The following is a 23,998-nucleotide window of genomic DNA, read 5'->3' on the forward strand; positions in this document are numbered from 1 at the left end:
TATGCCCGGGATAAAACCCTTCAGATGTATAAAGTTTTACCCACTTATACTTTTGACCTGTACAATAATTATACAGGGCTGTGCGGGGCAGGTTAATATACTGCCTGCTCTGGAAGAGAGCACTCCTATTAATGATCAAGAGGGTATCGTAGTCGCTCGGATCATCAATGCCTCAGGTAACCCCCTACCCTTTAATCAGCTTACAATCAACCCTGAAAACCTGAATGAGTCAAAGTCAATAAAGCCGGAGCGCCTCCTAGCCGCAAAGCCAAAATTAAATGGCACGACCGTATTTGCCTCCTATGTCAAACCTGGAAACTACTCTCTGAGTAGCATTCGAGCGTTTTACGCCAATGGTAATGGATGGTATAGCCGCTTTGTCAGTGCAAATGAAAAACTGGGAACCTTCTCCGTAAACCAGGGAGAGGTAACAGACCTCGGCACACTAATCTATTATCCGAAACCTCAAGGTGATAGGTATCTTGACCTCTTGATTCGAGCCCCAGAATCAGAGAAAGGTGAAGTGCTTACGAAATACTTCCCATTCCTTAAGTACAACCCTGAGGTACTTAATGGATGGCATGTTGATGAAAATGATGAGGAACGTGAATCAACGTATATATCTATTGCACAGAATCCTGTGACATACAATGAGCAGTATGTTTCGCCGGCCAATTCTATCTATTTTCTAGGAAAGATTGGTGTATTTATCAAGCGGACCTCTGAAGGAGAGTGGGAGCTTGATGCTGTTGACACTAATCATGAATTAACCGCCATCGCTCAAAATAAAAATGGTGACCTGGTGGTAGGGGGTAGTGAAGGAGCTCTTTTCTGGCGTCCAGCTTTTGGGGATTGGCTAGATATATCACTAGAGCACAACTCTCATGTAGAGCATTTAAGAATGCTTGATACAGGAGAAATCGAGATTTTGGTTGCTCGTGACTTTGAGCTAGATATTCTAAGAGGCGCCGTATCTGGTTCAGATGTACAATGGAGACTAATTAACCGCTATTCCACTAATTCGAGTAAAAGATGGGATCATAGATTAGAAGCTGAAATAAAAAACAAACAGGCTCACTCAAAAAAAATAGATCGCCACATATACAACACAACACTATTTGAACTCAATGGGCAGAACTATATAAATATCCGTAACCACTCAATCTACGAAAATACCGTATTTGCGACAATCAATAGCGAAATTTTCATTTATAACCCCGACAATTGGATGATCGAAAGATCTGTTAATGACTTTGAATTTTCAGCAATTATTGATGCTGGTGCTGTTCAGCTAGGTATTGAAAAAGCTGGCTTTTGGTCATTGAGTGGAAAGCCAACCTATCATAAAATCGACCAAAATGGCGCTCAGAATAAAATAACAACCTATATCCGAAGCTGCCCGGATAATAAATCTCCAAAAAACTCATGTCGTAAAAAGAGCTTTACATTCCGATCCGTTCCCTGGTTCTCCAATGAAAATGATGCTATTGCTATTGTAAGCTTTGCGTTAAATAGCTTTTCTGGTGGAACTCGTGATACTGAAGTCAAAATCCTAACCACCACCGATGGTGGGGAGAGCTGGGTGGCAACCGAAAATGAACCGCCGACAGACTATTGTACCTCTATAGTCCCTCAGATTGCCGACCGCCTGTTGGTATCCTGTGATGGTGCTAATGGGGACTTCTATGAGTCAACTGACTTTGGAGCCAATTGGCATCAGGTAAGACAACAGGATAATTTCTAGCAAAATATGGGTGAGCATTGGTATTTTATATGCTCACCCATATTAAGTTAAAAATAGCCTATATCGTGCATCACCCCTAAATACTATTGAATTAGTAATTTTTCATTTACACACTTCAATGGCTAGCCTAATTTGCACAAGGTTTCACTTTACCAGATGCCAAACTCCGCCCAGACTTCCACAGTAAATGATATGCTTAGCTCTAGAAAAGGAATACCGGCTGCAGGCCAATGCACTTCTATCCATAGTAATTCTGAATACCCATTGAAATCAGATTGCTTACTATTCCGCCCCTCTATCTCAGGAAATCTAATAGCGTACAGCGCCTCTTTAATAGTATTTTCCGTTCAGTACTAATGGCTGTATGAATAATTGGGCTTTTACTATCTGCGATAAAAATCCAAGGCACATTTAAGAGCATGTGAAATCTAAATATATAAAATATAAGGTACCTTTATATCTGTACAAGCACATAAGATTGCTACTACACCTTGAACAGATTAGTACTTTTTAAGCTGGAATAAATTACCCATTTCGTATGCTGAATAAATTTCCTGCATTGCTTCTTCGGTCACTTGATTGATCTTTTCGATCGTAGGGTTCAATCCAGTACCGTCCACAGTTGTTCGAAACGGTCGACTTGAAGGCTCCGTCTTCAGTAAGTTCAGAGCCGCATCTGCAACCAATTGCGGGCTGGGGGCATCCTCTGATTCATGGCCCTTCTGAGTACCGGCCCACATTTGCTCAGGGGCATCTGCATATTCACCATAACTCGCAGCCACTTCTTTATCACTTGCTCTTAACAGGTTTGAGCCAAAATCGGTTCCAAATCCGCCTGGTTGAACAATTAAAGATTGAATACTAAATTGCGCCAGCTCTACGCGATAATTCTCTGCCATTCCTTCTACCGCATGTTTGGTGGCATTATAAGAACCAAGAAAAGGTAATACGAACTTGCCTAAAATGCTTGATATTTGAATGAGAGTTCCACTGCGGCGTTGTTTCATCTGCGGCAACACTGCACGTATTAAACGCTGAACGCCAAAAACATTGATATCAAAAACCTTTTTAAAGTCCTCGATGGTAAAGCTCTCCTGCCACCCGAGCGTACCGACTCCCGCGTTATTAATTAATATATCAATTGGACCGACTTCTTTAGTTGCTTGAGCAATACCCTTGGCGACGCTCTCATCATCGGTTACATCAATATCGACGACAACGATACCTTTAGCAATAAGCTCATTGGCTACAGAAGCATTGCGGCCACTTGGACCTCGCATGGTGCCGATTACTTTATAGCCATTATTTGCAAGTGTATTGGCAATGAGATAACCGAAACCACTATTTGAACCAGTAATAAGCGCTGTTTGAGTCATGATTGTCTCCTTAAATTTTTCATCACATCAGCTGCTGCAAAGATTAAAACTTGTACGCGCATCAATAGAATTAATTTTATGTATATAGTACTGAACAAAAACAATAGCTAAAAAATCAGTACACAAAAGGCTTTATAAGCCACCCCTATTGATCAGATATTCAATCAGGGAGTTTTTAAAAAATTAAGAAAAAAGGACTTCAGCACAAAGAGCCGGATTGGTTATCTATCAGCTCTTTTGTCTAATTTTTAGTAAGCAAATAGCCAGACATATCGTGCCGAATAAGAAAAACATACGATATTTTTGAAAAACCAGTCTAAGGAATGAAAACCTTAAAAGCAGTTATCTAGTACCATACAGGTATAGGACTTAAACAATTACAAAATTGAATTAAATCCTACCTGCATTCCATTTAGATAATTCTGATTATATTTCCTACTAGGAAAATAGTATTCTCACTGTTTACCCATCTCCGCCTCAAATGCCTCGCGGTAATCGGGGTGCCAACGAGAGAGTGGTGGGCGATTGTTAATGATATCCCCCATAGCCCATCTCATACGTTTAACATCAGTTTCACGATCTACGTCATTATCTGGGCAAAGAATGTAAAAATCACCACGCTCGACGCTCTCCAACATAAAACTAACCACTTGATCTGCAGTCCATGCGCCATCAGGTTTACTAGAGCTACCAGTCATACCCGTGTAGGTGAAGCCGGGAATTAATAAGTGGGATGAGACCTGACTTCCAGGAGTATTTCGAATAGAGTGCTGTAACGCCTCCGCGGTGGCTTTTACCGCAGCTTTACTGACGTTGTAAGCCGGATTTCCTGGTGGAGTGGTAATTCCCTGCTTAGATCCAGTTGTAACGATAACCGATGGGCTGCTTTGACTTATCATTTCGGGAGCAAATGCATGAATACAATGAATGACCCCCCAAAGGTTGGTATTGATGATCTTATTCCAACCATCTAAGTTCTCCCAGCTTCCATTTTTAACAGCTGTGCCTGCATTGTTAAAAAGAAAATCAATACGGCCGTATTCTTTTTTAACTTTATCTTTGAGTGCCAGTACCGAGCTAAAATCACTTACATCGGTTTCTACTATTAAAGTGTCACTTGGTAAAGCGCGCTTGGCTTCTTCCAATTTTTCTTTGTTAACATCAGCTAAACAAATCTTCATCCCTCTTTTTGATAGGGCCTTTGCGGCTGCAAAACCTATTCCACTGGCACCACCAGTAATAACTGCGACATTATTCGGTTGAAAGATAGTAGATGTGCTCATAGGGATTCCTGGATTATCGTCAACGGTACTCAAAGGTATAAAATAGAGTTTGAAAAATACGGCATTTATACCGCCCCTTCAGGCATAGGCTATTTACCGAAATCATTCTTTATAGCCTTGAGATTCTTATTGAAGCTTTGCCTGAAGAAGCCTGTTACTAAAATAGACTACTATTTCATCAATTTTAGAAGTTCTTGAGCAACAGCAATGGAGGATTTGTTGTTCTGGCCTGTTACCAGTTCACGATCAACAACTACATGCGGCTGCCAATCTTCTTTGCTACGGGAATAATTACCGCCCGCATTGGTGAGTGCATTTTGAGGCCAGTAGAACAGCTCATCACCACCCAGGTAGTATTGAGTAGCCACAGCTTCTTCTGAGTTACTAAAAGAGGTCATTTTGTAGCCGTCATACACCCACCCTTTGGCAGCTTTAGCTTTCTTACCGGCTTTCATTTGGTTTTCAAATTCCGAGCTGTTTGGCAATGCGGACAGCAGCGCAACTGGGCCGTGACACACTAAACCGGTAGGCTTGGACTCGGCGTTAAAATGTCGTAAGAAGCTACCCAGTTGATCATTGGATACCAAGTCACCTAAAGGTGCATGACCTCCCGGCACAAACAGCGCATCAAAATTCTCTATCCCGATTTGCTCTATACGCGCAAAGCTGACTACTGGACTGTGATCTTTGTCAGTCAGCATAAGCTGGTTGAATAAAGCTCTATGGGCATTGTAGTTTTCTTGACTGGTATCCAAGAAATGGTCAGGCGCATCCGAAACCGGATCCAGTGTCGGCGCCAGCCCCATCGGGGTGGCAAATGTTATTGTGTGACCAGCTTCCATCATCAATTTGACCGGTTCCATAAGCTCATTCAAATAGAAGCCCGTTTTGTAGTCACTGCCACCCTTCAGCTTCATTTTCGATACGTCTGACATCACAACCAGAACGTTGTCTGCCATCGCCAGTGGGCTCACCAGCAATGCTGCCATCGCAAGCAGTTTCTTCAAGCTCATAATCACTTCCTCGAAATTGGGGTTGAAACAATTGAAGTGGCGGCAGAATAGGACCTTAGGGTTTATTAATGAAATTAATTAATTTAATATAGCTATGAACATAACTAATAGCCGAGACCGGTTAGAATGAGCAATATTTCGGACATTGAGCTAAGCCAACTTAGGCTCCTGCAGATTATTTTTGAGACCCGAAATCTAACCCGAGCAGGCGAGCGTGCAGGGCTAACGCAATCTGCGGTAAGCCATACGCTGAAGAAACTCCGCCATAGCTTTAATGACTCATTGGTCATAAGACAGGGTAATCAACTGGTGCTGACTCCAAGAGCTGAGTCCCTACAAACACCGCTAAATCGCTGGTTAAATGACTTTGAGCGGAATATTTTAAATCAAGAAGAATTCAACCCTGCAAGTACCCAGCACACTTTTTATATCGCAACGAGCGACCTGGTGGAGCAGAGTATCGCTCCCCCTCTAATAGCATCACTTCAAAAAGACGCCCCGAGAATCCAGATTATTTTTATAAAGTTAGATAAGCACAGGATCGCCAACCAAATTGAGAGCGGTGAAGCGGATCTCTCTATCAGTGTTATGGAATCAAATCATCCAAGCCTGGTGGTAAAAACTTTGTATAAAGATGATTTCGTATCCGCGGTACGAAATGAGCATCCATTTTTGAAAGACAAAAAAAATATTCATAATTTTTGTCGATATCCGCATATTATGGCAGGCACAGGGAGAGATAATCGCGGAACGGTTGACAAGGCACTAGAAGAAATTGGCTTGTCCAGAAATGTTCAATTTAAAGTAGCAAATTTTTCCAGTGCGCCCTACATTGTAGAATGTAGTGATGGAATCCTCACCGCGCCAAGAAAATTTATCCAGTCTATTGCCGGAAAATTCAATATTGTGCATTTTACTCCACCGGTCAGCCTTCCCCAATACTCTATGAAAGCCTATTGGAGCTTAAAAAATAAGGATGATCCGGCAAATAAATGGCTAAGGGAAAAGATTGCGAAAGTTGCTCGTATTGAGTACTAGTTTTAAATGAGTTTGGTTTGAACTACTTTATTAAATACATCAGGTATCGAAATTTATCACGTATGGCTACAATCAGTGAAACCTCTAAAATATTTATTTATAAATTAATATCGTTATCAAGAGCCCGCCGAGAACCTTTTGGCGGCCCCCACCTTACGCACACATCATCTTTCTCCAGGGTACCTTTCAGAACATCACACCTGATTTTAGGGGTCCTTATTTGCTGTCTACACTTCTCTAATGACATATCCGGATAGGAACCTCGACAGTATTCAGCAAGTAACTCACTTGCTTTTTCCGGTCTAGTAAAATAGGTGATACTGATTATCAGTAACACTACTACCACCACAATTTTCATTAATTTGACCTTGTGCATAGATTCGGAGCACCCACAAAACTCGTAGCTATAAGCGCCATAAATATTGACACAGCATAGACTGCAAAATCAAATGCTGCACAAATATACACATTTATATAATTAATGCCTTTGCCTCGTAGCGCTCAGATCTCTTTGAGCACGATACCCTATTATCATTGCACCTCTCGCTATGCAAAATGGGAATTCCTGTGTGATACAGATATGGAATTTAGCATTAACGATGAGTATCGTCGCGAGTAAATTGAGTCCAGGATACATAATCCGACTTCAATTACCCAAAACCACGAGGTTCGAACCCCAAGTATACCTTTCAGTTTTTCACTGCCGATTAGCCCTAAATTGATAATAAATATCTGCCGATACTGTACTGGTACCAACAACCTTATTAGTACCTATCTCCAATTTTTAGGTGTCCTGAATTCACCGCCAACAAATTACGCTAAAAATATACACCACTTATCCCTCTATTAATTCAACTCACCTTAAAACTAACGACCAGATTCAAATTATACAAATAGAAACTCAACACCATTAATCATCTAAAAACTACTATCACCAATAAAACGGCAAATTACATCAAATTACAAAAACCACAAAACGTACACTCCGCAAAAAATAGCATTAAACCTATTGACGCATTGATATTTACAAATATACCATCAGTGGCGCTACCAATACTGAAATAAAAATTAATTTCCTTACGTTGAGTTGTGCAGATAACTTCACACCCAACTCAATAAGCTCACACAGGCTTTCCTGTTGTAGAGGCAAAAGGATATCAAGGTATTTGGTACAATTTATCTTGAAGGACACTCACACAAAACCTTGGCTAGGAGCCACTTAAAAATGAAAAAATTCCTATTATTGGGTCTTGCAGCTTTAGCTGCGAATGTTCAAGCTGATGCTGTAGTTGGTCCAGTAGCTAGAATCTATGTTCATGACAACATCGTCAACTTCCGATTAAAAGATGATGCCTGTAAATTAGAGAGTACCGTAGGAAATACCTATTGGCGTTTCAGCTTGGACTCTCAACCGGAAACGGCGAAAGCTTGGTATGCCATGCTATTAAATGCGGCCACTACTGGAAAGAGCGTTAAGCTTGGGGTTCCATCATGTGACCCGGAAAACCATCAGTATATTAGATATGTGTACCAGGACTATTAGGGAGCACCTTAATTTTGGTACCACCAACTGCCAGAACAGCTTTAGTAAGTAACCAAGATGCTTCTGGAACTTTAGGGTTTGGTGAAGAATGCTTCACCAAACTCTTGCTGAATATTGAAATCAGCAGAACCATTGTGAAGCATCAATCACTAAATTAGATTGGTGCAAACCACAAAATTCTATCCAAAAGTTGCCTTTCATATTGGCGCATTTACAGAAAAGGGGAAGGTATCCTTGATTATAGGATATGCATTGCCAATAGTTACCTGGAATCTTCCGGCACAATGCCCGGGTTAAATTGTAAATATATCTACTCAGTGGAACCAATGTTGGGCGGCGACTAGCTTCGCATTTGCGAATACATAAACGATAGGGAAGCAATAATGAATATAAATGCAATACTAGGGATAGTCTCTTTCGGTGCGCTGGTCACCGCGGGATCATTCTCATTTGCCGAAGACAGCCATTCATCAATGATGAATGAAATCCCCCCTCCTCCAGATGCAGTTATCACTGAATCTATTTGTGGACCCACTACTGACTGGCAAGATGTTGAGAGCTATAACGGAACGCTTGGGCCAACCATAGACTTCGTTAACACGCATCAAGGTGCTGTCGGACATATTCGATGGAACAATAACCTTAATGCGCTATATAACAACCCAGGAAATGTCAATGACGTTAGGTGGTGTACGGGTACATTACTAACCAACAATTTGTTTTTAACCGCCGGGCACTGTTTCGATCAGCAAACCAATGACGGGCGCGGATGGGATGCTCCTATTGACAATACCACAGGGCGGACAATTACATCCGCACAACATGCTACAAATATGCATGTTGAATTTAATTATCAATATGATGCAAATGGCACATTGAGATCCATAGTATCGTTTGACATTGTTGACTTGGTAGAATATAGGCACGGTGGCTTAGACTATGCAGTAGTCCAGCTAGCAGGCAACCCTAACTCTCAATTTCCATCTGCCTCGTTATCTGCCGATATTCCAAATCTGAATGACCAATTAACAATTATCCAACATCCCGCAGGAATTCCAAAGGTAGTTGACGCCGGCCAATATGACGGCGTAGAGTCGAGTGGCGGCTTGGTCGGCTATATGCGCTACGCAAACTTGGACACAACAGGAGGGAGCTCCGGCTCCGGCGTGTTAGATGATTCCGGTCACCTGATTGGTGTACATACCAATGCAGGTTGTACGTCAACGGGCGGTGCCAATCACGGCGTTTTAAATTCCGATATTGAATTGGTATCTACAGAGGTAGCTATTCGTATTGATAACGATAATGATGGCTTGTCCAATTGGCATGAGCGTCAAATCGGTACGAATGTAAACCTGACTGATACAGACGGTGATGGAATTGATGATAAATGGGAATATGACAATGGCCTTAATCCATTATCTGTAAATGACGCATGGTATGATCCAGATAATGATGGATATACCAACCTTCAGGAGTATGAAGAGGGTACTGATCCAAATGATCCATCATCCAATCCGCAAACCAAATTTGCAGCTATTTTAATACCAATAGTCAGTCTTCTATTAAATTAAGAAAAAGAGCCTGCCAATGCCAGTAATTAGCCCACTGGCATTGGTGAGCAAAAGCTGTCTAGCAAAAAATCCAAAACTTGCTGTCAGTTATGAAGTGTAATACCCAAACCTTGTAAGACACTTGAATCATAAATCATTGAAGCATTTGACAAATAAATTTGTGGGCATCAAGCACACATCGTCTATTCATAAACAGGTAGATTTTACCTGACATACATATATTCCTTTTGCCAATCGCAATCGAAGTTACTCTAAAATGAACTAAGATACCGAGCTTTTACCACTGCGAGACCTCGTCAAAAAGTTAGTCGCACTTATTGATAAAAATCAGACACTGGCATTGACCAATAGGTACTCTTACTCTCCATTCAGCCTTCGACAAAACTTCTAGTGATTCCACTTAAAACTTCTCCAACTGATCAAGAAGAGGGCCTGTACCAGATTTCCTTTCAATATAGTGACCCAGTAGAAGATATATTAAGTACTGCACAGAAAAGTAAATAGAGGGAACTAGAATGGTCCCCCAATTTTGCCTTTTCAACATTGTGAAGTGGTCCACAAGTTCCCACATTGCATTCGATTTAAATAATGTATCTTTGAGCAGACTATGGATAAGCTATTTAGCAAGAAAATTTTGGCACTGACACTTACTGTCGTATTGGCTTCATGCGGTGGCGGTGGGGGCTCCTCTTCGGATTCCGATCCATCCCCATCCACAGGGGGAGATGGTAGTGGCCAGGGCTCCGGAGGTAGCACAGGTGGCAGTGGTACGGGCGGCAGCGGATCAGGTAGCACTACACCACTTCCAGACAATGAACCCGGCACAGTGACTGTTGGCGATATTGAAACTGCAGACTTGGGATTTGCCCGAATTACTTCTCGGGATATCACCCTACCGAATGGCCAACCCAATGCTCAAGAGGTTCACGGGCTCCCACACTATATTGCCAGGACAGACAGCACCCAGGACGACACCCTAAAGTCGGTCCCCATGCGAACTTACACGGCTGCCTGCGCAACTGACACTGATAAACCTCGGATATTTGTTTCCAAGACCCTAAGCGAGGGTAGTGGAGATGATGAAGTCACTTATGGCACTGTTTATGAGCTGCAATATAACCCAGAGACTTCAAGCTTCGATCAAACCGGTAACACAACGATACTAAAACAATGCTACGAGTCGCATGGAATTGCGGCCAGCTCAGATTGCTCCCGGGTTGCGGTCTTGTGCAACACTGAATACCAGGCAAACAAGCGTTATGAGGTTCAGGGTGACTTGGTAGAGCAATACGGCAGCGATTGGATGAAAATGGAGGACAATATCAGCCCTATTGATGCCCGTATTGAAAGGGACATCGGCCTGATGATATCAACCAATCATAGTCAGTACATCGGCTACTTTACTGATCATCCAACCCTAACATTTGAGGACTTCCTCCCCGGGCTTAAAGCCAATTTCCCTGAGACCGATTTTGGTGATTCTCCATCCTTTAAGACAATTAAAGGAAATGAGATGCAAGAGGAGATGGCTTATATCGTCGATCAGCTCTCTGAAGCCGACTATAACGCGATGGTCGAGTACATTCGTGAGAGAGGCTATAAATATAACGACCAGATCTGGCTAATGGAGTGGGACAATCAACCGCTCAGTGAAAAGCCCGCAGCCTATGTTGTAAACAAGATGCACGGTGGTGGCCATGCCGGAGCCCAGGAGCTTATCTATGTGGATAATGATAGCCAAGGCCGTACCAGCTATGCGTTCTCCGTGACAGCGCGAGTTTTTGACGGCAGCTATGGTGGCTCCCACTATTCTGCAGGAATGACCGTCATTGATCGGGATAACTGGTCCCTAAACATGAGTGGCAGCAATAATAGGGGTTGGTATTGGCTTTGTGGCTATGGCCATGTATTAAATATCCGGGCTTTCTATAACCCAGACAATGAAAAATATGGAGCAATTTGTACCAGCGATGGCGGCAAATATAATCAGTCTCGCGGGTTAAACACTATTGCTATCAAAATGGAGGATACTTCCTCAACCAGTAGATTTGAAGGAAATTACAATTACCTGGTCCCGTCCGACAATGCATTCTTCTCCAATGGAGGTGGGCACACGGTAGTTCCGGTTGATGAAGATACAAATCTATCGCTTATCGTCTCCCCCAAGTATATCGATGACGAGGAAATGAATAGCTTCCTTCAAAGCAAATACGGCATTGATACAAGTAGTGGAGGCCCCTTTGATGAGCAATGTTCAGATAGTACAAATTGCTTCTTCTCATATATGTCAAGCAGCGCCAACCCAACCATCTCCAGACAGGGCCTACGCGGAGGCGATGCCTTGGACGCCTCTTCTTTAACCCGTATTGGCATCGCCAAAGTCGATGGTAACGGCAGTATCGAGGGGCAAGGCTTCAAATGGCTGGTAGAGGAGCCCGACTGTCAAATCAGTGACCCTCAACTTATCGATTTGAAAAATGGTCGCTACCTGTTTGGCTACGCACAATTTCAGTGTATCTCCGACAACTTGTCATATAACCGAAGTTCAGCTAAGAATGGCGCAATGCGTATGCTGGTCCCTAAAGCCTATTATGTTATGGAGATTGACGCAGACCTGAATGTGTTAGAAGGGCCAGTAAAACTGACTAAATATGGTTGGGGTGGCCTAGATGAACCCATTTTCCTTGGTAACGGTAAAGTAGCCTGGTCATACATCAAGAACCCTACCTATGACAACTACGGTGGCGGCAAGCAAAATGTTTGGCAAGCGATGATTTACCACTCAAACAGCATTAATTAATTCAGCCATAGAGAAACCACTAACAACTTAAAAATGGAGAGCCTCGCTCTCCATTTTTAATAAAAACATCTAAGTGGATTACGAATAGTTAAGGTTAATATTCTACAACAGAAGAAAATGCTTGGTACTGACTCAAGAATACATCTCCAGATAACTTCTGCAGAAAACTACTCCTCTCCAGGCAATCCATCACTGGCCCCTTAACTTCCGACAGATGCAGTTGAATGTCTCTATCCAATAGATTGCCATTGATAGACTCCAATACCTCCAAGGCACTCCAATCTATTTCATTCACCGCACTACACATCAATATCACATGCTTCACTTGAGGATTACTGGCGAGGCCTGCATAGATACGCTCTTCTAAAACGCCAATATTAGAGAAGATCAACCGCCCATCTACACGGAAGCTAAGAATCTCAGGAACAGTTTTTACCTGGTGCCTATGAATATTGCGGAAGTGCTCCGTCCCCTCCACCAATCCAACTTCCGCAATATGCGGCTTGGAGGCTCGATAAATAAATAACAGCAGCGAAGCACCTACCCCGCAGGCAACGCCGGGCTCTACTCCAAACAGCAGTGTAACGGCGATAGTCAGGGTTACTGCTAGAAAGTCCGCCTTAGCAAAATGCCAGGTTTTCCGCAGGATAGAAAAATCCACCAGCGAGAGAACTGCAACAATAATCGTAGCAGCCAGAGTGGTTTTGGGGAGATAGTAAAGAAACGGGGTTAAGAAGAGTGCGGCCAGGGCAATGCCCACCGCGGTAAAGATGCTGGCGAATTGCGTTTGCGCACCAGCTGCGTCATTCACCACAGAGCGGGAGAAGCCTCCACTCACAGGAAATCCGCCAGAGAGACCAGCCCCCACATTGGCCATACCCAGGGCAACCAATTCCTGATTGGTATCAATTCTCTGCCTGCGCTTAGCCGCTAGGGTTTTGGCAACAGATACAGACTCCACATAGCCAATAATGGCGATCATTAATGCCGGCACCAGTAAAGTCTCAAGTAACGGCAACGATATTTTGGGCACGGTCAGCGATGGTAAACCTGCAGGAATAAGACCTACCAAGGCTACTTGCCGCACTTCAAAGTCCATCCAAAATGACAAACCAATCGTTGCCAACACCCCCAATACTGGAGCAGCTTTAGATAGGAGTTCGGCAGTGCCCGATGATAAACCAAAGGTTTTCAGCAGTGTTGCCCCATAAGCTCGAGCCCAATATAGAAACAGCACGACTCCCAAGCCGGTTATTAAAGCCAGGTTATTAACTGCACTTAAATTTTCCCATAGGGAGACAAGCAATTCGGGCGCAGTATCACCACTGGCAGATATACCCAGCAGATGCCGCAACTGGCTAAGTGCTATCAATAAGGCAGAGGCAGTGATAAAACCAGATATCACTGGGTGGGAGAGAAAGTTAGCGAGCATGCCAAGACGCAAAGCACCCAGTACTGCGAGGATAGCCCCAGATAAAAGCGCAAGAGCGGCAGCGGCACTCAGGTAGTCCACAGCACCTGACGCTGTAACTTCTCCTAATGCGGCAGCACTCATCAGGGAAACCACAGCAACCGGCCCCACCGACAGAGTATTGCTAGTGCCAAAAACACCGTAGACGATAAGGGGCACCATACTGGCATAGAGCCCTACTTCAGCTGGCAAACCGGCGAGTAGAGCGTAAGCAAGAGACTGTGGAATCAACAGTACTGTAACAATTGCTGCAGCCAAAAGATCCCGAATGAGGGTGTCCCGATCATAAAAAGTAAGGGTGTTGAGAATAGGAAACCATCTGGAAAACTGCTGCTTGGCCATCATTTACTGCTCACATTTTTCTCTATCCACGGCCCCCTTATACGCAGGACTCAAGAAAGATTAGAGACGGCACCAGGTTGTACCGCCATAGAGAATAGTTAATCACCAGCAGCCAGAATTGACTGCTGAAAAATATATGAGATTAAGGTTCGATTGTGACCAGTACTGCACTAATATCAAAACCCGCCCCTTGAGCCTGGGAGTGCAGTTGCTTTTTATCTGCACCCATCAGGATTTTGGCCCCCGCCCAAACCTGGCTGGAGCGGTTTCCGGTTCGGCAAAATGCATGCACTTTACTTCCCTCTTGCAGCACATTGCGAAAGGCCTCGCAGTGCTCTCGCATCATACGCCCACGGGTAAAGGGAATTGCCACAAACTTAATTCCAGCTTCTTCCGCTGCAAGCTTCATATCGGCATAGCTGGGATGCGCTTCACTCTCCCCTTCCGGGCAGTTACAAACCACAACCTGTATACCATTCTGCGCCAAGGGTGCCAAAGCGTCACAGGTAATATGTTCGGAAACGCTGACCTGGTCATCCAGTTTTTTAATGTTCATGTTCGCCTCAAAATTGATTTAATCCAATCCTCTGGGGACACTTTAACAAATAACTAAAGCTGATTTAGCGGAACCTTTAAATAGACAGTACCATTGGATTCTGCCGGAGGCATTTGTCCCGCGCGGATATTTACCTGCACAGAGGGGATAATCAGCTTCGGCATATTCAGGCTGGCATCGCGCTTTTTGCGAATTTCTACAAACTCTTCTTCGCTGACACCATCGCGCAAGTGGATATTTTCCCGGCGCTGAATCCCTACGCTGGTTTCAAACTGGTAATCCCGCTTGCCTTTAGGTGGATAGTCATGGCACATAAACATGCGGGTTTCTTCTGGCAGGGACAATATCTTGCGTGCAGACTGATATAACTGTGTGGCATCACCGCCGGGAAAATCGCAGCGGGCGCTGCCCACATCCGGCATAAACAGGGTATCTCCCACAAACAGGGCGTCCCCGATTAACCAAACCATATCTGCCGGGGTGTGCCCAGGGCTGTACATCACTCGCGCTTCCAGCGCTCCCACCTTAAAGGTGTCATCATCTTTAAAGAGATGATCAAACTGGCTGCCGTCTGCGAGGAACTCCCGTTCCAGGTTAAAGACATCGCGAAAGATTTTCTGCACCTGGCAAATCTGGTCACCGATAGCGATACGCCCACCCAGCTGCTCCCGCAGAAAGGGGGCCGCTGAAAGGTGATCCGCATGGGCGTGGGTTTCCAATATCCATTCCAGGGTCAGCCGCTTATCGCGAATAAACGACACTATCTCTTCTGCCCCCTGGCTACCGGTTCGCCCGGAGGCAACATCAAAGTTGAGCACAGCATCCACCACTGCGGCGGAGCCCCCCTCCTTGTCGTATACCACATAGCTCCAGGTTTCTGTGTCCCGATCAAGGAACGGCTTTACCTGAGCGACTTGCTTCTCTTGGTGCATTTCATGCCCTCCAGCACTCACTATGCTATCAATATACATTCTGATAATATATAAAACAATATATTGTTATTTTGTAAATTGTTCACAGGCTCAGCGCTATGCCAGACCCCAATAATCTCGACTTCGACAAGATGCGCGAATCCGCCGGCCAGGCTGCGTCCATGCTGCGTTCGCTGGCCAATCAGGACCGCCTGATCCTGCTCTGCCAGCTGAGCCAGGAAGAACTAAATGTAGGCGAACTTGAAGAAAGGCTGGGAATTCGCCAACCCAGCCTGTCCCAACAGCTGGGTATTTTGCGCCGCGAAGGGCTGGTGGCCACCCGCCGCGAGGGCAAACACGTGTATTACCGGGTAGCTGACCAGCGAGTTCTCACCCTACTGCAAACCCTATACCAACTTTATTGCGCGGAGTAGACCCATGACTATCGATTGGACGGCCTTTACCCCCACTACCGCTTTCGCTGGCGGTGCACTCATTGGGCTCGCAAGCGCCCTTTTACTGCTTTTCAATGGTCGCATTGCCGGTATTTCTGGAATTATTGGCGGCCTATTGGAAAGGGGGACAGGTATTGGTTGGCGTTTGGCATTTATTGCCGGGATACTAATCGCCCCCCTCTCCTGGCAACTTTTTTCTGCCCTACCCCCAATAAAAATTGATGCGGGTTACTCAACCCTGATTGTCGCCGGACTGTTAGTGGGGTTTGGCACCCGCTATGGCTCCGGCTGCACCAGCGGCCACGGTGTTTGCGGGCTGTCCCGCCTGTCTCTTCGCTCACTGGTTGCCACGCTGGTGTTTATGGGTGCGGGCTTTGCCACCGTATATGTTTTGCGCCACTTACTGGCAGCCTGATGGAGGGAATGACAGTGAAATCCAGAATAATCGCACTAATGGCCGGATTGACTTTTGGACTGGGCCTGATGCTCTCAGGCATGGCAAACCCGGAGAAAGTACTGGGATTCTTAGACCTGGCCGGTGCCTGGGACCCATCCCTGGCGCTGGTGATGATCGGTGCAATTACCGTTGGGCTGCCAGCCTTTCAGCTAGTAAAGGGACGCAGCCGTTCTCTCCTTAAAGAGCCCCTGCAGCTACCTACCAGTGCCGATATTGATCGCCCCCTGATAATCGGCGGCCTGCTGTTTGGCGTGGGCTGGGGGTTGGCGGGCTTTTGCCCTGGCCCAGCGATTGTGGCCACAGGTGCCGGCCAGGAAAAGGCCCTGGTTTTTACGCTGGCAATGCTCACCGGCATGGGTATTTTCCAGTTCGGCGCCCGTAAAACTGTCGCAGCCCAGAGCTAACCCCGCGCTTTAACCACTAGCGCGGCACAAGCCAACTATCTTGTTGAAGCAGGCCAATCTTCAGCAGGCAAGGGAATGCGAGCTCACCACCTTATCCCACCCTGGTTAAAGCGCTACCAGCCCAAGTGGCTGGTAGGCGATGCCGTGGGCGCGCTCCTGGCCAGCATGATGCTGATACCCCAGGCGCTGGCCTATGCAGCACTTGCCGGCCTACCGCCTTACCTGGGCCTTTATGCTGGGCTACTACCCCTGGTTGGCTACGCAATATTTGGCTCAAGCTCTGTACTGTCCGTCGGTCCGGTAGCCGTTCTGGCTCTGATGACTGCCTCAGCCCTCACCCCCATCGCCACCCCAGGTAGCGAGGAATATATAAACGGCGCCATCCTCCTGGCCCTGCTCAGCGGGATCATTTTGCTAACAATGGGATTACTGGGCCTTGGCAGCCTGTCCAATTTATTGAGCCTGCCGGTGGTGGATGGCTTTGTCTCCGGCGCAGCAATATTGATTATGGTGGGGCAGATTGCACCGCTGCTGGGTATTCAGGGTGAGGGGCACACCGCTCTGGAGATTCTGGTAAGCACTCTCAGTAATTCCCCTATGACAGATCCGGAAGCCGCCTTGCTGGGAATTGTGGCCCTGGCCAGCCTGATTGCAGCGCGCCTGGGATTGCCATTTCTGTTGCGCAAAATGGGGGCCAGCCCACCGCGGGCAAAACTGCTCTCGCGACTGGCACCTATGCTGATCGTCCTGATATCGGTCCTGCTCACCACCATCTTTCATTGGGAAAAAGAGCTGCCGGTGGTTGGCGTGATTCCCGCGGGCTTACCGGCCCTAAAGGTGCCCTCTTTTAATCTGGGCATGGTTTACGAGCTACTGTTGCCGGCATTGATTATTGCCCTGCTCGGTTTTGTCGAGAGCCTCTCAGTAGCCCACAGTATCGCCCTGCGCCGGGGAGAAAAACTCAACCCCAACGCCGAGTTGCGCGGCCTGGGCACTTCGAATCTTTTCAGCGCTTTTTCCGGGGGCTTTGCAGTAACCGGCAGTTTTGCACGTACTGCCGTTAATGATGAAGCCGGCGCGAAAACCCCGCTCAGCGGGATTATTGCAGCGATAGTGATCGCACTGGTATTGCTGTATGCCACCAAGGTTTTTACCGAACTGCCGATCTGCGTACTGGCCGCCACAATAATAGTGGCGGCGGCAAACCTGATAGATGTCCGCGCAATGGCCCACCACTGGCGCTACGACCGCACCGACGGCCTTGCCATGGGCGGTACTTTCTTGGGGGTACTCTTGTTTGGGGTGGAGGCCGGGATTGGCCTGGGTGTAGGACTCTCTTTCGCTACCCTGATCTGGCGCACAAGCCGGCCTCATATTGCCGTGGTGGGACGGGTTCCCGGCACTGAGCAGTTTCGCAATGTGCTACGCCACACAGTGAAAACCCTGCCGGATATCCTCTTCCTGCGCATCGATGAGAACCTGTTCTTCAGCAATATCAGTGCAGTCGAAGAGCGTCTGTTGGTGGAGGTCAAGCGCCACCCCAACCTGCACGACCTGGTGCTGATTCTCTCTTCGGTCAACCGTATTGACAGCACTGCCATCGAGCGTCTGCAACAAATCAATCGCGACCTGCTGGAGCGTAATATCTGCCTGCACCTGGCAGAAGTGAAAGGGCCAGTACTGGACCGACTGGGGCGCTCCAAGCTATTGCAGGAGTTGAGCGGCAGGGTGTTCCTGTCCTCTTATATTGCTGAATTGGCCCTGCGCCACCATAAGATCGATGACGACAATCAAGCTGCCGGGCCCAACCCTCCCGCTGATCCTGCCTGAACCGAAATCCCCCATAAACTTGTAAGCGCCGGCCCTACACTGGCAAAATATCCAGTATTTGGGCGAAGCACACGATGGGCGGCAATACTCTCACCACTGAGCAACAGGCAATTGCAGATCACGCCGGTGGTCATGCCAAAATTATTGCCGTTGCCGGCTCTGGCAAAACCACTGCCCTGCTGCACTATGTGAAAAACCGTCTGGATGCCGGTATTTCTCCTGAGCGACTGCTGGTATTGATGTATAACCGTAGTGCGCGGGAAGATTTCGATCGCCGTATGCGGCACCTTGCGGATGGACCTATTCCCTCGGTACACACTTTCCATAGTATGGGCTACCGCTTATACCAACGCATGATCGCCAATGATCATATTGCTGCGGCCAATCTCACCCCTCTCCCCCAATCCACTGTTCAACTGCAGATCTGGAAGGCGATTGAGGAATGTGCCCCCACCCACGAGCTGGAGGAAATCCGTGCGCGTAAGCAATCGGAGATCGAAGCTGCAGAATTTTTTATTGACTACACCAAGACCATTCTATCCGGGGACCTCAGCGCATTTCAGGAGCTGAAACTCGGCGATGAGTACATGTATTTCCTGCAGGTGTTTCGTACCTTCGAAACCTGGCGCCGTAGCCAAAATGCTGTTACTTACGCCGACCTGATTTACGATCCCGCCATGCTGCTCAGCCTCGATGAGCAGATGGCCGAACAATACGGCAGCTATTATGAGGATATCCTGGTGGATGAGTACCAGGATATCAACGAAATACAGCACTTTTTATTGCGCGTACTCTACGGAAAATCCGGCAACGTAATTGCCATTGGCGACCCGGACCAGACTATTTATGAATGGCGCGGCTCCAAGCCAGATTTCCTGCTCACATTTTTTGATGGCGACTTTCCGCCCTCAAATATTTATCACCTGAGCCGCACCTTCCGTTACGGCCACCAGCTATCCCTGGCGGCCAATCACTTTATCGAAAATAATCGCGACCGCGCCGATATATTCTGTGTTTCCGCCGATGAAGACCGGCATACAGAAATCGAACTGGTAAGAACCGATAAAGAAGGCCGCTGGCTGGTAGAGCATTTGCGCCGCTGCCAAAAGCATGGGCAGCCACTCAATGATATCGCCGTGCTAGTTCGCCTCTGGTCTATTGCGGCTCCCATTGAACTGGCATTGTTGGCCAACAATATTCCGTACAAATCTGCCAGCCGCAATACGGTGCTATCACGCCGCGAATTAAGGCCACTTTTTTGGAGTTTGAATATTGCCTCAGGCCGATTTGCCGAGCTGCCCGCCAAACGGCGTCAACAGGGGCTTTACGAGTGGCTAACTGCGCCCCATGTGCGTATTCCTCGCAAAGTACTGGAGCCCATTTGCTACTCCCTCGCCGCCCTGGATAAGGGCTGGGGCAAGCAGCTGGTTCACCTGCTGCCGCAAGACCTGAGCAAGCCACAAACCAAACGCCTGCGCCAGCGCGCAGATCTGCTGACCCAAATTGAAAACTGGCGCGGCCATGCCGGTGAGCTGCTGCGAAGACATATCGGCGAACTGGAACTCCTCAGCGGAATTGCTGACGACGCCTTCACCCGCCAGCAGGGAGAAGAGCGGCAGCAAACCATCCTCGCCTTCTGCCAATATTTGGACACACTCAAACAGCCGCCCATAGAAGCCCTTGCCCACCTTCAGGAGCTGCAGCGACAACACCGCGAAGGAGAGCAAACTGAGGCAGATGCCATCCAGATAACAACCATGCATCAGGCCAAGGGACTGGAGTGGGATCAGGTAATTATTCCCACTCTCACCCAGCACAATATGCCCTACCAGCCCCAACGGGATTTCAGCACCCCCGCCTCCCTGGAGAGTGAGCGCCGCCTGATGTATGTCGCCATAACCCGGGCAAAGTCAAAACTATTTCTGCTGGCACCGACAGAGGCTGCCAATAAAAAAGACCCCGAAGCCTCCCAGCCTTCACTGTTTATCAGTGAAATGCAACTTCCCCTGAGCAAGTTGATGGCGGATTCACTGCGTCAACGCCCTGAACAGATAGATACTGATATCCCTGTCTCCCGCCAGGCCCTCCGCTACCTGGAAGCCTGTGATTACAACCCCAATATCAGCGCCCCACGTGCGCCCATACGCAAACCGGAACCCGGCGAGGGCCTACGCCACCGCAAACTCGGCCATGGACGGGTGCTGAAATGGGAAGACCAGCGAATTGAAATACTGTTTAGTGACGGCAAACCGCGGCGCTTTGACTGGGAGACTTTGGCTCAGTATTTAATGTAGTAAATGCGATAAAGAAAAATCTTTATATCTGGGGCTGGGATATAGTTTTGCATCGATACTTAATGGTTTAGCGGTGAAATGCCTATCACTGGTGGAAACCCATCAGTATCTTATTCAGATAACGAAAATGGATTTTTTTTGCATCGGTGCCAGTTACGCATTTACTGAGCGTTAACTACTTCCGGACCAATTAACAGATAGATTTCTATGCAACCACCCATTAAAAGCCTTCTTTGTCATCACCTCTCCCAGTTACTTTTAATTACTAATAAAATTCCACAATCATTGTTCGGCAAGCAGCTTTCCCCGGATATGTTTTCCATGGGAGACAATGCAAAAATTGCAGCCAATTTTGCTTTGCGCGGATACTGCCCATTGGTTGACCGGAAAGTTGTTTCATTCGATAAGAAAGGGGTTATAAAAGAGGATATTCAAGATACTATCCAGAGAACACTGGAGTACCTGGATACCTTACCCAAAGTAACGCAACTTGATACCAGCAGGATAATCACTGACAAAGCCGGTTTTATTGAGGTGCAGCTGCCCCAAATTGAGTTTATCTACCAATACATACTGCCAAACCTCCTATTCCATATCAGCCTGGTCTATGGGACCGCACGCGCCCATGGTGTTGCACTCAGTAAAGGGGACTTTGATGGTTACCATAGCTATCCAGCCGGCTTCAGCTTTGTCTGAACTGAGGACACGCCTCCCGGCCTAGCACAACACCCCACCACTGAATCCACCCTCTATGCAGAAATACCGGTATTGACATGATCCGACCGACCCTTCTGAGCCAGACTCATTTCCTTGAAGTTGTGGCCGCTATCTCCCGCCCAGCCTCCAACATCCCTCGGATACCGGGCTTATAGAAGGTAAGGCAATGATTTATAACGACTTTTCTGTAAAAAAGTAGTTGACTTCGGCGAACACCCTCTATACTATCCGCACCCGTAACGCGCTCGTAGCTCAGCTGGATAGAGTACCTGGCTACGAACCAGGCGGTCGGAGGTTCGAATCCTCCCGAGCGCGCCATACAAATCAAAGGCTTACGTCTCACGGCGTAAGCCTTTTTTTGTTGTGGTGCAAATTGTGGTGCAAATTAAATAGGGTAATTACTCAAAACCTGTACATTTAGACAGCCCCTTCCGACATACAACCGACGCCTTAACGGCCCCCACAAGTCAATCTATGACTTCCCAAAATAAGGGACAACAACCTCAGTTAAATCAAGTCACCACTCTCGGCAAATCCCCCCACCGAGTGGTATAGGCAGGCGATGTAAACGCCTGTCGCATCTTCCATTTCTTCTGGATGCCTTCAGCCCCCAGGAACAGAGTCCCCCGGCCAAATTTTTTATTGATCCGATCCATCGCCTGCATAGTCTCCCCAGCCCTTGCCGATTGGCCTGGCGTGAATAAATCACCCTGCCCTAGCGTGCGCGGGATAATCTCGACTAGCCCCACTCCTGCTTTCATAAATCGGCACCCTGACCGGTACAGACCAGCAATAGCCTTTCCCACCAGCCGCACGATTATTCGCGTATCATCGGTGGGGTATGGAGTCTGCACAACGGTGCTGCGACTGTAGTAGTTGGGCTCATGGGGCGAGGTATGCAGAAATACATGAATCGACTTTACGAGCGATTTTTGCGCTCGCAGTTTCTCCGCTGCCCTGCTCGCGTACAAAGTGGCAGCCTGCAGTATCGGCTGTAAGTCGGTGAGCTTTTCGCCAAAGGAGCGCGTGCAATAGATCTGTTTCTTGGCCGGAGGCTCTTCCTCCAAACCCAGGCAGGGAATACCGTTCAGTTCCTCTATCGTTCGTTCAATGTTCACATTGATATGACGGCGCAATATTTTCGGATTGGCCTGCGCCAGGTCATAGGCTGTTTGTATGCCAAAATCGGCCAGGCGTTTGGTGAGGCGCCGGCCTATGCCCCAGACATCATTGACGGCGGTACGGCGCTGCATCCACTGCCACTTCCCTGGCGTATCAAGTGCGCATACGCCTTCACATTTAGGAATCTTCTTTGCTGCGCGGTTAGCTAACTTGGCCAGTGTTTTACTGGGCGCAATACCCACACCCACAGGCATACGGATATCCCGCCAGAGTGTGCTGCGGATCTTACGGCCATAATTCAGCCACTCCTCTTGCAGTCCGTGAAGGTCCATAAACATTTCATCAATGCTGTATACCTCCACATTGGGGCTGAACTCTCGCAGGGTTGTCATTACCCGGTGGGAGATATCGCCATACAACGGATAATTACTGGAGAAGATCGCCACCCGATGCACGCGCAACAAGTGCTCAACCTTGAAGAAGGGCTCAAGGTCGCCGATGCCTAATAGCTTCGCCTCTTTGGAGCGCGCCACCACAAAGCCATCGTTGTTGGACAGAACTACTACAGGGCGCCCACGCAGGTCGGGCCGAAATATCTGTTCACAACTGGCATAGCAGCTGTTGCAATCCACGAGTACCAGCATTCAGAGCAGACGGTGGTAGCGCACCGAAGCCTTTACCACCCCTTCAACAATCAATTCCTGCCCCTCCCAGATGGGGATCGGGGTGTAATCGTCATTGGCAGAGAGCAGTCGCCCCTTCTGCTGGTCCAGCACTTTGCAGGTCAGCTGCCCATCCAGGGCCACCACAACCACATCGCCATGGGCAGGGGTCAGCGAGCGATCGACTATCAACAGATCTTTATCGAAGATGCCCAGCCCCATCATAGAATCCCCATTCGCCCGCGCCATAAAGGTTGCCGCAGGCTTGGTGATCAAATGCTCGTCCAGGCTTAGGGCTGCCTCCTTGTGGTCATCAGCGGGTGAAGGGAAACCACAGGCAACGCCGTGGCCAAAGAGTGTGGAAAGCTTCATACTGGAGCACCAAATACTGTATATATATACAGTT

Annotated in this window: 19 protein-coding genes and 1 tRNA gene; 12 read left to right on the plus strand and 8 right to left on the minus strand. The window is 47.4% G+C overall.

The window, feature by feature from the left end; translation table 11 throughout:
• Position 1 precedes the first annotated feature (1 nt).
• A complete protein-coding gene (locus tag G367_RS0111270; protein WP_020413236.1) occupies positions 2 to 1,744 on the plus strand; it encodes a WD40/YVTN/BNR-like repeat-containing protein in 1,743 nt (580 codons plus the stop codon).
• 500 nt (positions 1,745 to 2,244) lie between these two features.
• Here G367_RS0111270 and G367_RS0111275 read toward each other — a convergent pair whose 3' ends face one another.
• The 3 genes from G367_RS0111275 to G367_RS0111285 all read right to left on the minus strand — a co-directional run bounded on the left by G367_RS0111275 (position 2,245) and on the right by G367_RS0111285 (position 5,416).
• On the minus strand, positions 2,245 to 3,120 hold the full coding sequence (locus tag G367_RS0111275; protein WP_020413237.1) for an SDR family oxidoreductase: 876 nt from the start codon (positions 3,118 to 3,120) through the stop codon (positions 2,245 to 2,247).
• 455 nt (positions 3,121 to 3,575) lie between these two features.
• The gene (locus tag G367_RS0111280) at positions 3,576 to 4,403 is read right to left on the minus strand and encodes an SDR family oxidoreductase (protein WP_020413238.1); all 828 of its coding nucleotides are present in this window, start codon (positions 4,401 to 4,403) and stop codon (positions 3,576 to 3,578) included.
• A 170-nt stretch (positions 4,404 to 4,573) separates the two neighbouring features.
• Complete coding sequence (locus tag G367_RS0111285) at positions 4,574 to 5,416, minus strand: type 1 glutamine amidotransferase domain-containing protein (protein ID WP_020413239.1); 843 nt, start codon at positions 5,414 to 5,416, stop codon at positions 4,574 to 4,576.
• Positions 5,417 to 5,542: 126 nt separating this feature from the next.
• Here G367_RS0111285 and G367_RS0111290 point away from each other — a divergent pair, with 126 nt between their 5' ends.
• The 4 genes from G367_RS0111290 (at position 5,543) to G367_RS26630 (ending at position 12,371) form a co-directional block, all read left to right on the plus strand.
• Complete coding sequence (locus G367_RS0111290; RefSeq protein WP_020413240.1) at positions 5,543 to 6,454, plus strand: LysR family transcriptional regulator; 912 nt, start codon at positions 5,543 to 5,545, stop codon at positions 6,452 to 6,454.
• Positions 6,455 to 7,679: 1,225 nt separating this feature from the next.
• The gene (locus G367_RS0111300; RefSeq protein ID WP_020413241.1) at positions 7,680 to 7,997 is read left to right on the plus strand and encodes a hypothetical protein; all 318 of its coding nucleotides are present in this window, start codon (positions 7,680 to 7,682) and stop codon (positions 7,995 to 7,997) included.
• Positions 7,998 to 8,380: 383 nt separating this feature from the next.
• Positions 8,381 to 9,571 (plus strand): trypsin-like peptidase domain-containing protein, encoded by a 1,191-nt coding sequence (locus tag G367_RS0111305; RefSeq protein WP_020413242.1) that lies wholly within the window; start codon positions 8,381 to 8,383, stop codon positions 9,569 to 9,571.
• 607 nt (positions 9,572 to 10,178) lie between these two features.
• Complete coding sequence (locus G367_RS26630) at positions 10,179 to 12,371, plus strand: hypothetical protein (protein WP_020413243.1); 2,193 nt, start codon at positions 10,179 to 10,181, stop codon at positions 12,369 to 12,371.
• Positions 12,372 to 12,465: 94 nt separating this feature from the next.
• Here G367_RS26630 and G367_RS0111315 read toward each other — a convergent pair whose 3' ends face one another.
• The 3 genes from G367_RS0111315 to G367_RS0111325 all read right to left on the minus strand — a co-directional run bounded on the left by G367_RS0111315 (position 12,466) and on the right by G367_RS0111325 (position 15,672).
• Positions 12,466 to 14,187 (minus strand): SulP family inorganic anion transporter, encoded by a 1,722-nt coding sequence (locus tag G367_RS0111315; protein ID WP_020413244.1) that lies wholly within the window; start codon positions 14,185 to 14,187, stop codon positions 12,466 to 12,468.
• 139 nt (positions 14,188 to 14,326) lie between these two features.
• On the minus strand, positions 14,327 to 14,740 hold the full coding sequence (locus G367_RS0111320; RefSeq protein WP_020413245.1) for a protein tyrosine phosphatase family protein: 414 nt from the start codon (positions 14,738 to 14,740) through the stop codon (positions 14,327 to 14,329).
• Positions 14,741 to 14,793: 53 nt separating this feature from the next.
• The gene (locus tag G367_RS0111325; protein WP_020413246.1) at positions 14,794 to 15,672 is read right to left on the minus strand and encodes an MBL fold metallo-hydrolase; all 879 of its coding nucleotides are present in this window, start codon (positions 15,670 to 15,672) and stop codon (positions 14,794 to 14,796) included.
• 98 nt (positions 15,673 to 15,770) lie between these two features.
• Between G367_RS0111325 and G367_RS0111330 the strand changes: the two genes are divergently transcribed.
• The 7 genes from G367_RS0111330 (at position 15,771) to G367_RS0111360 (ending at position 22,126) form a co-directional block, all read left to right on the plus strand.
• On the plus strand, positions 15,771 to 16,085 hold the full coding sequence (locus G367_RS0111330) for an ArsR/SmtB family transcription factor (RefSeq protein ID WP_020413247.1): 315 nt from the start codon (positions 15,771 to 15,773) through the stop codon (positions 16,083 to 16,085).
• Positions 16,086 to 16,089: 4 nt separating this feature from the next.
• Positions 16,090 to 16,521 carry a YeeE/YedE family protein gene (locus G367_RS0111335; protein WP_020413248.1) on the plus strand — a complete coding sequence of 144 codons (432 nt, stop codon included), beginning with the start codon at positions 16,090 to 16,092 and terminating at the stop codon, positions 16,519 to 16,521.
• An 8-nt stretch (positions 16,522 to 16,529) separates the two neighbouring features.
• Positions 16,530 to 16,967, plus strand: a complete 438-nt coding sequence (locus G367_RS0111340) for a YeeE/YedE family protein (RefSeq protein WP_026305078.1) — start codon at positions 16,530 to 16,532, stop codon at positions 16,965 to 16,967.
• 75 nt (positions 16,968 to 17,042) lie between these two features.
• Positions 17,043 to 18,797, plus strand: a complete 1,755-nt coding sequence (locus G367_RS0111345) for a SulP family inorganic anion transporter (protein WP_020413250.1) — start codon at positions 17,043 to 17,045, stop codon at positions 18,795 to 18,797.
• 74 nt (positions 18,798 to 18,871) lie between these two features.
• Positions 18,872 to 21,091 carry an ATP-dependent helicase gene (locus G367_RS0111350; protein WP_020413251.1) on the plus strand — a complete coding sequence of 740 codons (2,220 nt, stop codon included), beginning with the start codon at positions 18,872 to 18,874 and terminating at the stop codon, positions 21,089 to 21,091.
• 207 nt (positions 21,092 to 21,298) lie between these two features.
• The gene (locus G367_RS0111355) at positions 21,299 to 21,787 is read left to right on the plus strand and encodes a DUF1993 family protein (RefSeq protein WP_020413252.1); all 489 of its coding nucleotides are present in this window, start codon (positions 21,299 to 21,301) and stop codon (positions 21,785 to 21,787) included.
• A 262-nt stretch (positions 21,788 to 22,049) separates the two neighbouring features.
• A tRNA-Arg gene (locus G367_RS0111360) sits at positions 22,050 to 22,126 on the plus strand.
• A gap of 194 nt (positions 22,127 to 22,320) precedes the next feature.
• Here the strand turns inward: G367_RS0111360 and G367_RS0111365 are convergent.
• A complete protein-coding gene (locus G367_RS0111365; protein WP_245556688.1) occupies positions 22,321 to 23,562 on the minus strand; it encodes a Y-family DNA polymerase in 1,242 nt (413 codons plus the stop codon).
• A gap of 12 nt (positions 23,563 to 23,574) precedes the next feature.
• A complete protein-coding gene (locus tag G367_RS0111370) occupies positions 23,575 to 23,964 on the minus strand; it encodes a LexA family protein (RefSeq protein ID WP_020413254.1) in 390 nt (129 codons plus the stop codon).
• Positions 23,965 to 23,998: the final 34 nt, after the last annotated feature.

Source organism: Microbulbifer variabilis ATCC 700307 (assembly GCF_000380565.1).
Lineage (GTDB): Bacteria > Pseudomonadota > Gammaproteobacteria > Pseudomonadales > Cellvibrionaceae > Microbulbifer > Microbulbifer variabilis.

What these genes read in the sequence shown, in the direction of transcription:
- G367_RS0111355 (WP_020413252.1), top strand. Translation starts at nt 21,299, where the DNA reads ATGCAACCACCCATTAAAAGCCTTCTTTGTCATCACCTCTCCCAGTTA.
- G367_RS0111275 (WP_020413237.1), bottom strand. Translation starts at nt 3,120, where the DNA reads ATGACTCAAACAGCGCTTATTACTGGTTCAAATAGTGGTTTCGGTTAT.
- G367_RS0111345 (WP_020413250.1), top strand. Translation starts at nt 17,043, where the DNA reads ATGCGAGCTCACCACCTTATCCCACCCTGGTTAAAGCGCTACCAGCCC.
- G367_RS0111340 (WP_026305078.1), top strand. Translation starts at nt 16,530, where the DNA reads ATGACAGTGAAATCCAGAATAATCGCACTAATGGCCGGATTGACTTTT.
- G367_RS0111370 (WP_020413254.1), bottom strand. Translation starts at nt 23,964, where the DNA reads ATGAAGCTTTCCACACTCTTTGGCCACGGCGTTGCCTGTGGTTTCCCT.
- G367_RS0111320 (WP_020413245.1), bottom strand. Translation starts at nt 14,740, where the DNA reads ATGAACATTAAAAAACTGGATGACCAGGTCAGCGTTTCCGAACATATT.
- G367_RS0111280 (WP_020413238.1), bottom strand. Translation starts at nt 4,403, where the DNA reads ATGAGCACATCTACTATCTTTCAACCGAATAATGTCGCAGTTATTACT.
- G367_RS0111270 (WP_020413236.1), top strand. Translation starts at nt 2, where the DNA reads ATGCCCGGGATAAAACCCTTCAGATGTATAAAGTTTTACCCACTTATA.
- G367_RS0111290 (WP_020413240.1), top strand. Translation starts at nt 5,543, where the DNA reads ATGAGCAATATTTCGGACATTGAGCTAAGCCAACTTAGGCTCCTGCAG.
- G367_RS0111315 (WP_020413244.1), bottom strand. Translation starts at nt 14,187, where the DNA reads ATGATGGCCAAGCAGCAGTTTTCCAGATGGTTTCCTATTCTCAACACC.
- G367_RS0111330 (WP_020413247.1), top strand. Translation starts at nt 15,771, where the DNA reads ATGCCAGACCCCAATAATCTCGACTTCGACAAGATGCGCGAATCCGCC.
- G367_RS0111285 (WP_020413239.1), bottom strand. Translation starts at nt 5,416, where the DNA reads ATGAGCTTGAAGAAACTGCTTGCGATGGCAGCATTGCTGGTGAGCCCA.
- G367_RS0111335 (WP_020413248.1), top strand. Translation starts at nt 16,090, where the DNA reads ATGACTATCGATTGGACGGCCTTTACCCCCACTACCGCTTTCGCTGGC.
- G367_RS0111350 (WP_020413251.1), top strand. Translation starts at nt 18,872, where the DNA reads ATGGGCGGCAATACTCTCACCACTGAGCAACAGGCAATTGCAGATCAC.
- G367_RS0111300 (WP_020413241.1), top strand. Translation starts at nt 7,680, where the DNA reads ATGAAAAAATTCCTATTATTGGGTCTTGCAGCTTTAGCTGCGAATGTT.
- G367_RS0111305 (WP_020413242.1), top strand. Translation starts at nt 8,381, where the DNA reads ATGAATATAAATGCAATACTAGGGATAGTCTCTTTCGGTGCGCTGGTC.
- G367_RS0111325 (WP_020413246.1), bottom strand. Translation starts at nt 15,672, where the DNA reads ATGCACCAAGAGAAGCAAGTCGCTCAGGTAAAGCCGTTCCTTGATCGG.
- G367_RS26630 (WP_020413243.1), top strand. Translation starts at nt 10,179, where the DNA reads ATGGATAAGCTATTTAGCAAGAAAATTTTGGCACTGACACTTACTGTC.